11 protein-coding genes are annotated in these 14,730 nt (G+C 70.3%); 8 read left to right on the forward strand and 3 right to left on the reverse strand.

What is annotated here, in order from left to right:
• Nucleotides 1-24 precede the first annotated feature (24 nt).
• Genes ACZ5MC_RS18620 through ACZ5MC_RS18630 form a run of 3 tightly spaced genes read left to right on the forward strand, consistent with a single transcriptional unit; the run spans nt 25 to nt 1,748 of the window.
• Nucleotides 25-546 (forward strand): c-type cytochrome, encoded by a 522-nt coding sequence (locus ACZ5MC_RS18620; protein ID WP_306601983.1) that lies wholly within the window; start codon nt 25-27, stop codon nt 544-546.
• Between the two features lie 6 nt (nt 547-552).
• On the forward strand, nt 553-1,572 hold the full coding sequence (locus ACZ5MC_RS18625; RefSeq protein WP_464516471.1) for a hypothetical protein: 1,020 nt from the start codon (nt 553-555) through the stop codon (nt 1,570-1,572).
• Nucleotides 1,569-1,748 (forward strand): hypothetical protein, encoded by a 180-nt coding sequence (locus ACZ5MC_RS18630; RefSeq protein ID WP_306601985.1) that lies wholly within the window; start codon nt 1,569-1,571, stop codon nt 1,746-1,748. The genes ACZ5MC_RS18625 and ACZ5MC_RS18630 overlap by 4 nt, the downstream gene beginning before the upstream one ends.
• A gap of 36 nt (nt 1,749-1,784) precedes the next feature.
• On the opposite strand, the gene ACZ5MC_RS18635 is transcribed toward ACZ5MC_RS18630, so the two are convergent.
• The 3 genes from ACZ5MC_RS18635 to ACZ5MC_RS18645 all read right to left on the reverse strand — a co-directional run bounded on the left by ACZ5MC_RS18635 (nt 1,785) and on the right by ACZ5MC_RS18645 (nt 10,747).
• On the reverse strand, nt 1,785-4,556 hold the full coding sequence (locus tag ACZ5MC_RS18635; protein WP_464516472.1) for a putative Ig domain-containing protein: 2,772 nt from the start codon (nt 4,554-4,556) through the stop codon (nt 1,785-1,787).
• Nucleotides 4,557-4,656: 100 nt separating this feature from the next.
• Entirely contained in the window at nt 4,657-8,739 is a 4,083-nt protein-coding gene (locus ACZ5MC_RS18640) for a putative Ig domain-containing protein (protein WP_464516473.1), read from the reverse strand.
• Nucleotides 8,740-8,863: 124 nt separating this feature from the next.
• Nucleotides 8,864-10,747: a S9 family peptidase gene (locus ACZ5MC_RS18645; protein ID WP_306601988.1), complete on the reverse strand. Its 1,884-nt coding sequence runs from the start codon at nt 10,745-10,747 to the stop codon at nt 8,864-8,866.
• Nucleotides 10,748-10,888: 141 nt separating this feature from the next.
• On the opposite strand from ACZ5MC_RS18645, the gene ACZ5MC_RS18650 reads away from it, so the two are divergent.
• The 5 genes from ACZ5MC_RS18650 (at nt 10,889) to ACZ5MC_RS18670 (ending at nt 14,711) form a co-directional block, all read left to right on the forward strand.
• The gene (locus ACZ5MC_RS18650) at nt 10,889-12,133 is read left to right on the forward strand and encodes a DUF438 domain-containing protein (RefSeq protein ID WP_306601989.1); all 1,245 of its coding nucleotides are present in this window, start codon (nt 10,889-10,891) and stop codon (nt 12,131-12,133) included.
• Nucleotides 12,130-12,384: a hypothetical protein gene (locus tag ACZ5MC_RS18655; protein WP_306601990.1), complete on the forward strand. Its 255-nt coding sequence runs from the start codon at nt 12,130-12,132 to the stop codon at nt 12,382-12,384. The genes ACZ5MC_RS18650 and ACZ5MC_RS18655 overlap by 4 nt, the downstream gene beginning before the upstream one ends.
• A gap of 23 nt (nt 12,385-12,407) precedes the next feature.
• Nucleotides 12,408-12,905: a molybdopterin-guanine dinucleotide biosynthesis protein B gene (mobB, locus tag ACZ5MC_RS18660; protein WP_306601991.1), complete on the forward strand. Its 498-nt coding sequence runs from the start codon at nt 12,408-12,410 to the stop codon at nt 12,903-12,905.
• A gap of 62 nt (nt 12,906-12,967) precedes the next feature.
• Nucleotides 12,968-13,552, forward strand: coding sequence for a TetR/AcrR family transcriptional regulator (locus tag ACZ5MC_RS18665; protein ID WP_306601992.1), 585 nt, complete (start codon nt 12,968-12,970; stop codon nt 13,550-13,552).
• 19 nt (nt 13,553-13,571) lie between these two features.
• Nucleotides 13,572-14,711 carry an iron-containing alcohol dehydrogenase gene (locus tag ACZ5MC_RS18670; protein ID WP_464516474.1) on the forward strand — a complete coding sequence of 380 codons (1,140 nt, stop codon included), beginning with the start codon at nt 13,572-13,574 and terminating at the stop codon, nt 14,709-14,711.
• Nucleotides 14,712-14,730 lie beyond the last annotated feature (19 nt).

A 14,730-nucleotide genomic window follows, 5' to 3' on the forward strand; every position in this document is an offset into this window, starting at 1 on the left:
TCCCGCCCCACCCAAGGAGATTCCGTGAACCTGCTTCCGACTTTCGCCGTCCTCGCCGTGGCCGCCTCCCTCCAGGCCCAGACCCCCGCCGCCCGCGGCGCCTACCTGGTGAAGACCATGGGCTGCAACGACTGCCACACCCCCCTGAAGATGGGGCCCAAGGGCCCCGAACCGGACATGGACCGCTTCCTCTCCGGCCACCCCGCGGGCCTGAAGATGCCCCCCGCCCCCGACCTGGGACAGGGCCCCTGGGCCTGGGTGGGCAGCGGCACCATGACCGCCTTCTCCGGCCCCTGGGGCACGACCTTCTCGGCCAACCTCACCTCGGACAAGGAGACCGGCATGGGCGCCGTCTCCGAAAAGGACTTCATCCAGATATTCCGCACCGGGCGCCACCTGGGCAAGGGCCGCCCCGTGCTGCCCCCCATGCCCATCCCCGCCGTGAACGAGGCCACCGACGAGGACATCAAGGCCATCTATGCCTTCCTCCAGACCACCAGGCCCATCCGCAACGCGGTGCCGGACATCCTCCCGCCCCGCTCCTGAGGTCCCGTGCTCCCCCGGTTCCTTCTCGCCCTGACCCTGGCCGCCGCCCCCCCCGCGCAGCTCTCCCTCACCGGACTCTACGAGGAGGGCCGGGTGGCCCCGGGCAACCTGCGCTACTCCCCCCAGTACCCGCTCTGGTCCGACGGGGCCGGCAAGTCGCGGTGGATCGCCCTGCCCCCGGGCACCGCCATCGGCACCCAGAACCCCGGCGCCTGGGACTTCCCGGTGGGCACGAAGTTCTGGAAGGAGTTCGCCTTCGGTGGCCGGAAGGTGGAGACCCGCATGCTGTGGAAGGCGGCGGAGACCGAGTGGGTCTACGCCGCCTACCGCTGGCGGGAGGACCAGCGCGATGCCGACCTGGCGCCGGCCGCGGGCGTGGGGGACACCGCCGACCTGGGCGGCGGGTTGAGCCACGCCATCCCCTCCACCGCCGACTGCAGGGCCTGCCACGAGAACGGCCCCACTCCGGTGCTGGGCTTCACCGCCCTGCAGCTCTCCCCCGACCGGGATCCCCTGGCCCCCCACGCCGAGCCCCTCGAACCGGACATGGCCACCCTCCGGACCCTGGCCGAGCGCCGCCTCCTGGACCCGCCCCTGCCGCCGGGCCCCGCCCCGCGCATCCAGGCCGACAGTCCCCGGGCCCGCGCCGTGCTGGGCTACCTCGCGACCAACTGCGGCACCTGCCATACCCCCGCGAGCCCCATCCGGGGCGTCAGCCTCGACCTGACCCCCGGCTCGGGCACCGCCACCACCGTGGGCCGCCTCGGCCACTACCGCATCCCCGGCGACGAGGCCCCGAGCTCCATCGTCCGCCCCGGAGACCCCGGGCACAGCTCCCTGCTCTACCGCATGGCCTCCGGCCACGCCGAGGCCCGCATGCCCCCCATGGGAAACGCCCTGCCGGACCGGGAAGCGGCTGAACTCGTACGGGCCTGGATCGCGTCCTTGCGCGACCCCGGCGACGGCCGTACGCTTCCCCCCGGACCCGCAGGAAACGGCCCATCCGACCCGAGGAGGGCGCCATGATCATGGAACTTGCCGAGCAGGAGGCGGATCTCCTGAAACTCCTTCTTGTGAAGGAGCTGGAGGAGACCCGGGTGGAAGTGCATCACGCCAGGAACATGGATTTCAAGCTGGGCCTGGAGGCCCGGGAGGCCAACCTGAAGAGCCTGCTCAACCGGTTCCAGCGCCCTAACCTCTAAAGGGTGTTTTAGAAATAGAAGGCCCCGCGATGATGGCTAGTCCACCTGCCTCATGCGGGTGGTGTGGCCCTTCACGCCGTCGCTGAACACGAGGTCCAGCGAGGTCGCCGAAGTCTGGAAGGTCCGCTGGCCGCCTTCGAGGATGGCCACCACCTCCCCTGTGGCCGTGTCCCTGACCATGACGGCGGGGTGCGCGGCGGCGTCCCAGTCCAGGGCCACCTCGCCTGCCGAGACCCGGCGCAGGGAGGGTTGCCCCGCAACGACCCGGGGCGAGGTGCGGCTTGCGAGGATCTGCCCGTCCTTGAGGACCCTTAGGCTGGCCAGGGCATCCAGGTCGGCGGAGGCCGCGGGCAGGGCCACGAGGAAGTGCCGGTCGTGGGGACCCGGGTCGCAACCCATCTCCTCGGCTTCCAGGGGGGAGGTAAGGACCACCTTTCCGCCGGCGTCCAGGCCTTCCAGGCGCAGGTCCCCTTCCGGCTGGACCGGGGACGGGACGGCGCGGGTGCGGAATCCGGGGAGCAGTTCGACGGAGCCGTCCTTGTGCACGATGCCCCTGGCGATGAGGCACTCCCGGGCCGTATCCGCGGCCGTGGCCACGTAGGCGCCGGTGGCCGCGCGGGTGGTGATGACCTTCTTGTAGTTGTAGTCGCTCACCCAGACCGGACTGCAGTAGCTCATGACGTCCACCACCGAGGTGGGCGATTCGAGGATGTTCCGGGTGCTGTCGTAGCCCCAGACGCCGATGACGCCGCTGGCGTACGGATAGCCGGTGTCGTACGAGGAGACCCCGCACGGCGCGTGGGACAGGCCGAAATTGTGCCCGACCTCGTGGGCGAAGACCTCCGGGTAGAGCCCGCCGTCGGCATAGTTGGCGCTCTTGTCCCAGCCGATGGCCGTGCGCGCGGAGTAGGGGGAGTTGAGGGTCGGTACGTACCCCATCCCGGCCGTGCCGCTGGCGTAGGGCGTCGTCACGGCCCCGTAGTAGTACCGGCCGGTGGCGCCGTCCGCGGCGTGCTTGGCGGAGAGGTCGCTCAGGAGCTTGCTCCAGGTGGTGTCGTCAGTGGCGCTGAGGGTGGAGACCGAACCGGTGAAGGGAGCCCCCACGAGGATGTCCAGGTCGGCGATGGGCCACATCCTGGCCAGCCGCGCCACCCACGACGCCTTGGTGGCCTCGGTCACGTTGGCCGTGCCGCTGGACAGCACCACGGGGAAGATCGTGGTGCGGAAGGTGGGAACCGTGGTCACCGCGAGGGCGACCGTGGTCGTGTTGTTGGTGCGGTCCCCCTCGGCGACCAGGCCTCCGGGGTCGATCACCGCCTCGATCGCATAGCCGGTGCCCACCGGGGACGCCAGGTCCGTTCCGGGGATGGCCAGGTTCCAGCTGGAGGCGAGGGTGCCTTCGGCCACCGTCAGCGGGGTGCCGGCGCCCGGTGCGGCGACGGTCTTGGGATAGCCGGAGACGGCGGTTCCGTTGTTGGTGAGGGTGACCTGAACCACGGGCGCGGCGGTGTTGGCCTGGTTGGCCAGCACGTAGACCCGGGCGAGTCCGTTCTTGCCGGCGATGATGGGCACGGAATTGTCGGGGGTCTGGGTGCTCTGGGTGAATTCGATCTTCGCCACCGCCAGATCCAGGGTGGAGCCGGGGGGGAAGACCACGATGGACAGGGCCGCCGTGGCGGAGCCGCCGCCATTGGAGGCGGTGACGGTGTAAGTCGCCATGGCGGTCGCCGCCGTGGGCGTGCCGCTGATGACGCCGGTGGCGGTGTTCAGGGCCAGCCCTGGGGGCAGGGACGGGCTGACCGCGTAGGAGGCCACGGCGCCGCCGCCCGAAGTGGATGGGACGTTCGCCGCGATGGCGGTGCCGACCGCGTAGTAGGCCCTGGTCACCGTGTAGGTCAGGCCCGAGGGAGCCACCTCCACGACGGAGAGGGTGAGGGTGGCCTGGGCGCTGCCCGCGGGGTTGGAGCCCGTGACGACATAGCTGGCCGGAGCCGTCAGCGTCGTGGGCATCCCGGAGATGACGCCGGTGGCGGGGTCCATGGCCAGGCCCGCGGGAAGGGCCGGGCTGACGACGTAGCCCGTCGGCGCGCCGCCGCTGAAGGAGGGGCTGTTGGCCGTGATCGCGATGCCGCGGGGGTAGGCCGCCGTCGTCCGGGTGTAGGTGAGGTTGGCCGGGGCCACTTCCACCACGGACAGGGTGAGCGTGGTGGTCACGCTGCCGGTGGCGTTGGAGGCCGTCACGACGTAGGCGGCGGCGGCCGTGACGGCGGTGGGGGTTCCGGTGATGACGCCGGAGGCGGAGCTGAGCGACAGGCCCGCGGGAAGGGCCGGCTCGATCGAATAGCCGGTGGGCGTGCCGCCGGTGTGGGAGGGCGTGTTGGCGGCAATGGCGGCGCCCCGGGCGTAGACGGCGGTGGGGATGCCGTAGGACACCCCCGTGGGGGCGGCGTCGTTCACCGTGATGGTGAGCCCCGCGGTGGTGCCGCCTGCGGAGTTGGTGGCCGTCACGGTGTAGGTGGCCCTGGCTGTGATGGCGGTGGGGGTTCCGCTGACGGCGCCGGTCGAGGAGCTCAGGCTCAGACCCGCCGGCAGGGTGGGGGTGACGGAATACCGGGCCGGGGTTCCGCCCGTGGAGGAGGGCAGATCGGGGGTGATGGCCTCGCCGATGGTGAAGACCGCCGGGTTGGCGGCGTAGGTGAGATTGGCGGGTCCCTGGGGCGCCGGCGTGGAGGAGCCTCCCCCCCCGCATCCGAGGTTGACAAGGAGACTGCCGGCCAGGAAAAGGCCGATCCATCGGAAAGGTCGCATCATGCCCCCGCGGCAAACGTCGCCAACCCAATTATAAGATAATGAGTCTCATGGGGTTCGTTGAATATTTTATAACTGCTTCTCCGTTCGTTTCCGGGCTTCAATCCACCTGTTTCAGGTGGGTGGTGTGGCCCTTGATTCCATCGCTGAACACCAGGTCCAGGGCGGCGGCCTGGGTCCGGATCGTCCGCTCCCCGCCGGCGAGGACGGCGATGACCTCCCCGGTGGAGGCGTCCCGCACCAGCAGGCCCGGATGGATACGGGCATCCCAGGTGATCGTCACGTCCTCGCCGGAGGCGCGGCGGACCTCGGGACCGGCGCTTGGGGCCCCGGCCGAGGTGCGGCTGGCCAGGATCCGGCCTTCCTTCAGGATCCTCAGGTCCGCCAGGGCGTCCAGGTCGCTGGAGGCCAGGGGAAGGGCCGCCAGGAAATGCCGGTCGCGGGGGGCCCCTCCGCAGCCCGCCTCCACCGCCTCCAGGGGCGCGGTGAAGAGGAGCCGGCCCGTGGCGTCCAGGCCCTCCACCCGCAGGTCGGATTCCGCCGGGGGGATCGTCGGCGCCGCCCCGGTGCGGAACCCGGGGAGCAGCTCGACCGTGCCGTCCTCGTGAAGGAGGCCGCGCACGAGCAGGCACTCCCGGGGGTCCTCGGGGGAGGCCACCAGGAACCCGCCGGTGGCGTTGCGGTTGGCGAGAACCTTCTTGTAGTTGTAGTCGCTGACCCAGTTGGGGCTGCAGTAGCCCATGATGTCGTTCCAGGACGTGGGGGCGTAGAGGGTGTTGGAGACGCTGTCGTACGCCCAGGTGCCGATGATGCCGTTGGCGTAGGGATAGCCGGCGTCGGGGTTGGCGACTCCGCCGCAGGGGGCGTGATAGAGGCCGAAGGTGTGGCCGATCTCGTGGGCGAAGACCTCCGGGTACTTGCCGCCGTCGGCGTAGCCGCTGGCCTTGTCCCAGCCGATGGCCGTGCGGTAGCGGTAGTTGGCGCCCGGGCCGGCGATGTAGCCCAGGCCGGCCACGCCGCTGCCGTAGGAGATGCTCAGGGCCCCGTAGTAGTAGCGGTTGGTGGCCGCATCCGCCTGGTGCTTGAGCGCGAGATCGCTGAGGAGGGCGCTCCAGCCCGTTCCGTCGGAGCCCAGGGTCGCCACCGAGCCGGTGAAGGTGGCCCCCACGAGGACGTCCACGTCGGCCACGGGCCACATCTTGGCCAGCCGGGCCACCCAGGCGGCCTTGTTGGCCTCCGTGATGTTGCCCGTTCCGCTGGAGAGAACCACGGGGAAGATCGTGGTGCGGAAGGTGGGCACGGTGGCGCCGGTGAGCGCCACCGTGGTCGTGTTGTTCGTGCGGTCCGCCTCGGCGACCAGGGCCTGGGGGTCCACCACGGCCGTGAGGGCGTAGCCGGTCCCCGCGGGGGCGGCCAGGTCCGAGCCGGGGATGGCCAGGTTCCAGCTGGAGGCCAGGGTTCCTTCGGCGACCGCCAGGGGCACGCTGGCGCCGGGGGCCGGGATGGTCCTGGGGTAGCCCGCGACCGGGATCCCGTCGTTGGTGAGGGTGAGCTGCACCGCCGGCGCCACGGTGTTGGCCTGGTTGGCCACCACGAAGACCCGGGCGACCCCGCTCTTGCCGGCGAGGATGGGCACGCTGTTGTCGAGGGTCTGGGGGCTCTGCATGAGCTCGATGGCGTCCACGGTCAGGTCCAGGGTCGGGCCGGGAGGATAGACCACGATGGACAGGGAGGCCGTGGCCGCGCCGCCCGGATTGAAGGCGGTCACGGTGTAGTTGGCCTTCGCCGTGGAGGTGGTGGGCGTCCCGCTGATGACGCCCGTGGTGGCGCTGATGGCGAGCCCCTGGGGAAGGGCCGGGGACACCGCGTAGGCGGTCGCGGGATCGCCGCCGCTGGTGGACGGGGTGTTGGGAGTGGCCGGGACGCCCACGGAATAGTAGGCCTTCGCCAGGGTGTAGGTCAGGCCGGTGGGGGCCGCCTCGACCACCCGGAGGGTGAGGGTGGCCTGGGTGCTCCCGGCGGTGTTGGAGGCCGTGATCACGTAGGGGGCCGAGGCGGCCGCGGCGGTGGGGGTACCGGTGATCACGCCGGTGGAGGTGCTGAGGACCAGGCCCGCAGGGAGGGCCGGACTTACCGCGTAGGCGTCGGGGACCCCGCCCGCGTTGGAAGGCGCGTTGGCCGTGATGGCGGTGCCGTGTTGGTACACGGCGGGGTTGAGGCTGTAGACCAGGGCCGTCGGGGCCGGTTCCACCACGGTGAGGGTGAGGGTGGCCTGCGCACTGCCGCCGGTGTTGGAGGCCGTCACGAGGTAGGGGGCCGAGGCGGCCGTGGCGGTGGGCGTCCCGGTGATCACGCCGGTGGAGGTATTGAGGGCCAGGCCCGCCGGCAGGGAGGGGCTGACCACGTACGAGGCCACCACCCCGCCCCCGTGGGAGGGCGTGTTGGCGGTGATGGCGGTTCCGCGGATGTAGACGGCCGGGTTGAGGCTGAAGGCCAGGGCCGTGGGCGCCGGTTCCACCACCGTGAGGGTGAGGGAGGCCTGCGTGCCGCCCAGGGCGTTGGAGGCCGTCACGGTGTAGGTGGCGGCGGCGGTCTGGGCCGTGGGCGTCCCCGCTATGACGCCGGTGGCGGTGTCAAGCGCGAGCCCGGCGGGAAGGGCCGGGGCGACGGCGTAGGCGGTCGGCCCGCCCCCGCCGTGCGTTGGCACGTTGGACGGAATGGCCACGCCCCGGGTGTACACCGCCGGATTGGCGCTGTAGGCCAGTCCCGTCGGGGCCTGGTCCACCACCGACAGGGTGAGGGTGGCCTGGGCGCTGCCCGCGGTGTTGGTGGCCGTGACGACATAGGGGACCGCAGCGGCGAGGGCCGTGGGGGTCCCGGTGATCGCGCCGGTGGCGGTGCTGAAGGCCAGGCCCGCGGGCAGGGCCGGGCTGATCGCGTAGGCGCTGGGGACGCCGCCCGCATTGGAGGGCGTGTTGGCCGGGATGGCGGTGCCCCGGGCGTAGACCGCCGGATTGAGGCTGTAGGCGAGGGACGTGGGGGTCACGTCCACCACCGAGAGGATGAGGGTCGCCAGGGTTGACCCGCTGGCGTTGGTGGCGGTGACGGCGTAGGCGTCCGGGGCGGCGAGGGCCGTGGGGGTCCCGGTTATCACGCCGGTCGAGGTATTGAGCGCGAGCCCGGCGGGGAGGGCCGGACTGACCGCGTACGAGACGACCACGCCCCCGCCGTGGGAGGGGGCGTTGGCGGCGATGGCCGCACCCCGGGTGTAGACCGCGGGGTTGAGGCCGTAGGCCAGGGTCGTGGGGGCCGGTTCCACCACCGACAGGATGAGGGTGGCCTGGGCGCTGCCGCCGGTGTTGGTGGCCGTGACCACGTACGGGGCCGCGGCTGCGAGGACGGTGGGGGTTCCGGTGATCGCCCCGGTGCCGGCGTCCAGGGACAGCCCCGCGGGAAGCGCCGGGGCCACCAGGTAGGAGGCCACCGGGCCGCCTGCGCTGGAAGGAAGGTCGGCGGCGATGGCGGCGCCCCGGAAGAACACCGCCGGGTTGGCACTGTAGGCCAGGCCCGTCGGTGCCTGCTCCAGCACCGAGAGGACGAGGATGGCCTGGGCGAAGCCGCCGGTGTTGGTGGCCGTGACCGTAAATGAGGCCGGGGAGGCCGTGGCGAGGGGCGTCCCGGTGATCGCGCCCGTGGCCGCGTCGAGGGCGAGACCCGCGGGAAGGGCCGGACTGACGGCGTAGGAGACCACCGCGCCCCCTGCGCTGGAGGCCAGGTTGGCCGCGATGGGCAGGCCCCGCCGGTAGACGGCCGTGGCCAGGGTGTAGGCGAGGTTCGAGGGCGCGGCGTCGTTCACCGTGATGGCCACGGCCGCCGCGGCGCTGCCCGCCGAATTGGAAGCCGTGACGGTGTAGGTGGCCCGCGCGGTGATGGCCCCCGGGGTTCCGCTGATGACACCGGAGGCGGCGCCCAGACTGAGCCCGGCGGGGAGGGCCGGGGTGACGCTGTAGGAGGTTGGCGCCCCCCCCGTGTGGGAGGGGACGTCGTTGGCGATGGCCTGCCCCAGCGTGAAGGTGGCCGGATTGGCGGAGTACGCCAGGCCCGAGGGGGCCTGGACGGCCGGGGTGGACGAACCCCCCCCGCCGCCGCTGCAACCCGAAAGGACGAGGAGACAGACAGTCAAAACCAGGCCAAACCAACGGAATGGTCGCATCGTGCCCCCTCGGTATGAATCAATACTCCCATCCGAGGATGGGTTTGGCCATGGGCAATGGCTGATCCCGATTAACGATCAGACAAGCGGCCCATCAGGGCTTGAGGTGCTTGCCCAGGAACGTCTCCATGGCGCCGTAGAACGCGAAGCGGTTCTCCTCGTTATGGAAGCCGTGGCCTTCGTTGTCCTTGACCAGGTACTCCACCTCCACGCCGCGCTTCTTGAGGGCGGCCACCATCTGGTCGCTCTCGTCCTTGTTCACGCGGGGATCCTTGGCGCCCTGGGCGACGAGGAGCGGGGTCTTGATGCGGTCCGCCAGGAAGGCCGGGCTCGTGGCCTCCATGCGGGCCTTGTCCGTCTCAGGGTTGCCCACCATCTCGTACATCATTTCCAGGAAGGGCTTCCAGTAGGGCGGGATGGTCTTCATGAAGGTGAAGAGGTTGGAGACGCCCACGTAGTCGACGGCCGCCGCGTAGAGGTCGGGCGTGAGGGTGACGCCGGCGAGGGTGGCGTAGCCGCCGTAGCTGCCGCCGTAGATGGCGACCCGCTTGGGATCGGCGATCCCCTGCTTCACGAGCCAGGCCACGCCGTCGGTGATGTCGTCCTGCATGGTGCCGCCCCACTGCTTGAAGCTGGCTTCCCAGAACTTCCTGCCGTAGCCCGTGGAGCCCCGGAAGTTCATCTGGAACACGGCATAGCCGCGGCTGGCCAGGAACTGCACCTCGGGGTTGAAACCCCAGACGTCCCGGTGCCAGGGGCCCCCGTGGGGGTTGATCACCACGGGCAGGCCCTTGGCCTCCCTGCCGTTGGGCAGGGTGAGGTAGCCGTTGATGGTAAGGCCGTCCCGGGAGGTGTAGGTGACCGGCTTCATGGGCGCCATGTCGGCCTCCTTGAGCCAGGGCGAGACCTGGGCCAGGAGGGTGAGGCTGCCGGTGGCCTTGTCGTAGAGGTACCGGGCGCCCCGGGAGCGGTCATTGTAGGCGGCGACGATGAAGTGCTTCTCGGCCTTGTCGCTGGCCGTGAAGGCCACCTCGTAGCCCGGCAGCTTCGCGGAAACCTTCTCGAACATGGCCTTGGACTCGCCGTCCAGGAAGTGGCGCTCCGGCTTCCAGGTCGTGTAGGAAGCGGCGACGAGGACCTTGCGGAGCCTGGAGTGGGCCAGCCCCGACACGTCCACCTGCGGGTGCTCGAAGATCAGCTTCCCTTCCTTGGCGGTGGCGAGGTCGAACTCGAAGATGGCCGACTTGTCCCGGCCCCGGTTGGAGGCCACGTACAGTCCCTTGTTGTCGAAGGTGAACAGCAGGGGCGAGACGGATTCCTTGAAGTTGGTGGTCAGGATCACCTTGAAGGGATCCTTCTCCGTCTCGCGGTACAGGAGGCTGTTGTTGACCCCGTCCGTGGTCAGGGCCACCCGCAGGCGCCCCGCGTGGTCGGTCATCCAGCCCGTGATGTTGCCGGGGTTCTGGGCGACCTGCTCCTCCTTGCCGGTCTTCACGTCCACGCGGAACACGTCGAAGACGCGCGGGTCGCGGCGGTTGTGGGAGAGCAGCAGGAACCCGGGGTCGTCCTCCAGGTCGTCCACGATCTCCGCGCGCAGCTTCTCGCCCGGGGTGAGGTCCTTGAGGTCCTTTCCCTCCAGGTCCACGCTGACCACGTGGAAGTTCTCGTCCCCGCCGAAGTCCTTGACGTAGAGGATGCGGTCGCCCTTCCAGAAGTAGCCGGAGATGTCCCGGGCCGTCTCGGACGTGACGCGCTTTTCGGGGCCGCCGGCCAGGGGACGCACGAAGACGTTCTGGCGGTTCTCGTAGGGGGCCACCCAGCTGAGGTACTTCCCATCCGGCGAAACGGCGAACGCCGTCTTCTCCGGGTTGCGGAAAAAGTCCTTGAGGGCCGGGGGGGCCTTGGGGGGCACCGCCGTGGCGAGCATGCCCACGGCCAGCAGACCCGTGATGAGACAACCTGAAAGCGTACGACTCATAATTCCTCCATTGATGGTGGCCCAATGTGGCGGAATTTTATGCCCGGGTATCGGGTTGCCCGGCATTAAAAAATAACAAATTGACCTCCGTCAAGGCGGCGCCCCCCTCCCGGCCGAATAGTGGGATCCGGGACGTGAAACATGAGCGAACTTATCAACAACCAGGAACTGCGGATCAAGACCCTGAAGGAGGTCATCCTCCACCTGCACCGGGGAGAGGCCCCCGAGGCGGTACGGGAGCGCCTCAAGGGGCTCGTGTCCGAGGTGGACGCCGCTGAAATCGCCGCCATGGAGCAGCAGCTGATGGCCGAAGGGCTCTCCGCGGAGCAGGTGCGCAGCATGTGCGACCTGCACGCCGACGTGCTCAAGGACGTCATGGCCAAGCCCAGCGCGCCGCCGGTGCTCCTGCCGGGGCACCCCGTGGACACCTTCCAGCGGGAGAACCGCGCCCTGGAGCAGGCCGCGGACCTCGCCCGGAAGCGCGCCGCGGCCTGCGCCGCCCTGCCCGATTCGGGGACGCCCACGGCGGAGCGCCTGGCCCTCCTGGAGGCCCTGGCCCCCCTCATGGACGTGGAGAAGCACTACGGGCGCAAGGAGCACCTGGTGTTCACCATCCTGGAGCGCCACGGCAACACCGGCCCCTCCAAGGTGATGTGGGGCAAGGACGACGAGGTGCGGGATCTGCTCAAGGGCGCCCTGGCGGGCCTGCGGGAGGAGACGCTGTGCGGCGCCGAGCTGAAGATCCTGGCCGCATCAGGCGTGACGCCCGCCCTGGACGCCCTGGAATCCATGATCTACAAGGAGGAGAAGATCCTCTTCCCCATGGCCCTGCACCTGTTCACCGAGGGCGAGTGGGGCGAGGTGTTCGAGCAGAGCCGGGAATACGGCTGGTGCCTGGTGGCCCCGGCCGAGGGCTGGCGGCCCCCGCAGGCCAGCCTGCCCCAGGACCCGCTGCTCCTGCCCGCGGCCAAGGCCGTGCAGTTCCCCAGCGGGACCCTCTCCTTCGAGCAGCTGCTGGGGATCTTCAATGCCCTGCCCGTGGATCTCACCTTCGTGGACGCCCAGGACAACGTGGGCTTCTTCAGCGAAGGGCCCGAACGGGTCTTCGCCCGGAGCCGCGCCATCATCGGCCGCGCCGTGCAGAACTGCCACCCGCCCAAGAGCATGGCCATCGTGGAGAAGATCCTCGCCGACTTCCGGGAGGGGCGCCAGAACGTGGCCGAGTTCTGGATCGAGATGGGCGGGAAGTTCGTCCACATCCGCTACTTCGCCGTGCGCAACGAGGGAGGTGAATACCTGGGGACCCTGGAGGTCACCCAGGAGCTGAGCCGGCTTCGCGCCCTGAGCGGGGAGCGCCGGCTCCTGCAGTACGAGGAGGCCCTGTGAGCGCCCCCACCTGGTACGATCCCGCCCGGGTGATCCTCACCGTGGACGTCACCGCGATGCTCGCCAAGGGCGTCCATCCCCTCCAGCCGGTGCGGGAAGCCCTGGAGGCCTGCGCCCCCGGGAGCATCGTGGAACTGCGCAGCACCTTCGAACCCGCGCCCCTCCTGGAGGTCTTCCGGGAACTGCGCATGGACGTCTGGTGCGAAGGGGAGGCAGGGGCTTTCCGGACCTGCATCCGGAAACCCGGCTAGGATCTTTGACGGAGGTCGCCGGTATGAAGGTCATGGGCATCGTCGGCTGGAGCGGCAGCGGCAAGACCAGCCTGCTGGTGCAGGTCCTCCCTCTCCTGCGGGATCGGGGGCTGAAGGTCTCCACCATGAAGCACGCCCATCACCGCTTCGACGTGGACCGCCCCGGCAAGGACTCCTTCCAGCACCGGGAGGCCGGGGCCTCGGAGGTGCTGGTGGTGACGTCGAGCCGCTGGGTGCTCATGCACGAGTCCCGGGAGGAGCCCGAGCCCTCCATCGAGTCCCTGATCCAGCGCATGACCCCCGTGGACCTGCTGCTCATCGAGGGCTTCAAGACCCACCCCCACCCCAAGCTCGAGATCCACCGGAAATCCGAGGGCAAGCCCCTGCTCGCCCCCGGCGACCCGGACATCGTGGCGGTGGCCACGGACAGCCCCCTTCCGGGCCTCGCCCTGCCCCAGCTGGACCTGAACGACCCCGCGGCCATCGCGGACTTCATCCTGGCCCACACCGGGCTGGGCTGAGGCTTCAGGGGTTCCGGAACATTTCTCTAGACGACCGGTCTACTTCAAGTAGGCTGAAAGCCATGAGGCAGCCCCAAACCGACGTCCGCAAGCACATCCTCGCCACGGGCTACGGGATCATCTCCCGCAAGGGCTTCTCCGCCATGGGCCTCACCGAGCTCCTTGAGGCGGCGCAGGTGCCCAAGGGCAGCTTCTACCATTATTTCGAGTCCAAGGAACAGTTCGGGGAGGCCCTCCTGGAGGCGTACTTCACGGACTACCTCATGCGAACGGAGGCCCTGCTGGACGCCAGGGACCTGCCCGCCCGGGACCGCCTGATGCGCTACTGGCTCCGGTGGCGGGACGCGCAGATCCAGGATCCCGAGGCGCTCCAGTGCCTGGTGGTCAAGCTCAGCGCCGAGGTGTCGGACCTCTCCGAAGCGATGCGCGCCGTCCTCCTGCGGGGCACGGACGGCGTGCTGGCCCAGCTTTCGGCCTGCGTGGCCGAGGGCGTCCGGGACGGTTCCCTGCGCGGGCAGGACCCGGACGCCGTCGCCCTCTCCCTCTACCAGCTCTGGCTGGGCGCGAGCCTCCTGGCCAAGGTCCGCCGCGACCCCACCCCCTTCGAGTCGGCCCTGGCCACCACCCGCGCCGCGCTCGGCACCTGAAAACCCTTCAAGGAATCCCATGCAAAACTTCACCTTCTGCAACCCGACCAAGATCCTCTTCGGCAAGGGGCGAATCCAGGACCTGGCCAAGGAGATCCCGGCCGGCCAGCGCGTGCTCGTCACCTACGGCGGAGGCAGCGCCCTGGCCAGCGGCACCCTCGGCGAGGTGCGCGAGGCCCTCCGGCACGCCGCCGTGACCGAGTTCGGCGGCATCGAGCCCAACCCCAGCTACGAGACCCTGATGGGCGCCGTGAAGCTGGCCCGGGAGACCGGCACCGAATTCATCCTCGCCGTCGGGGGCGGCTCGGTCATGGACGGCACCAAGTTCATCGCCGCCGCGGTGCCCTTCACGGGGGAGGACCCCTGGGACCTCGTCGCCCGGAAGGCGCCCGTGAAGTCCGCCCTGCCCTTCGGCACCGTGGTCACCATGCCCGCCACGGGTTCGGAGATGAACAGCGGCGCCGTCATCACGCGCCGCTCGCTGGGGACCAAGCTGCCCTTCGGCAGCCCCCTGCTCTTCCCCCGCTTCTCGGTGCTGGACCCCGAGAAGACCTACACCCTGCCCCCGCGCCAGATCGGCAACGGCGTGGTGGACGCCTTCGTGCACACGGTGGAGCAGTACCTCACCTACCCCGCGGACGCCCCGATGCAGGACGAGTTCTCGGAGGGGATCCTGCGCACGCTGATCCGCGTCGGGCCCACGACCCTCGCCGAGCCGGAGAACTACGAGGCGCGCGCGGCCTTCGTGTGGGCCGCCACCCTGGCCCTCAACGGCCTCATCGGGGCGGGCGTGCCCCAGGACTGGGCCACCCACATGATCGGCCACGAGCTCACGGCGAAGTTCGGCCTGGACCATGCCCAGAGCCTGGCCGTGGTGCTGCCGTCGATGCTGGAGGAGCGCATCGGGGCCAAGCGGGCCAAGCTCGAGCAGTACGCGGAGCGCGTGTGGGGCCTTAGGACGGCCCCGGAAGCCATCGAAGCCACCCGGGCCTTTTTCGAGAGCCTGGGCGTGAAGACCCGCCTTCAGGATTACGGCGTCGGCGCCGACTCCATCCCGGGCCTGCTCGCGGCCCTGGAGGCCCACGGCATGACGGCCCTGGGCGAGCGCCGGGACGTCACCCTGGACGTGTCGCGCCGGGTCCTGGAGCGGGCCCTCTAGTCCCAGGAAAGGAGGCCAC

The sequence above is a fragment of the Mesoterricola sp. JemC181 genome (assembly GCF_055384585.1).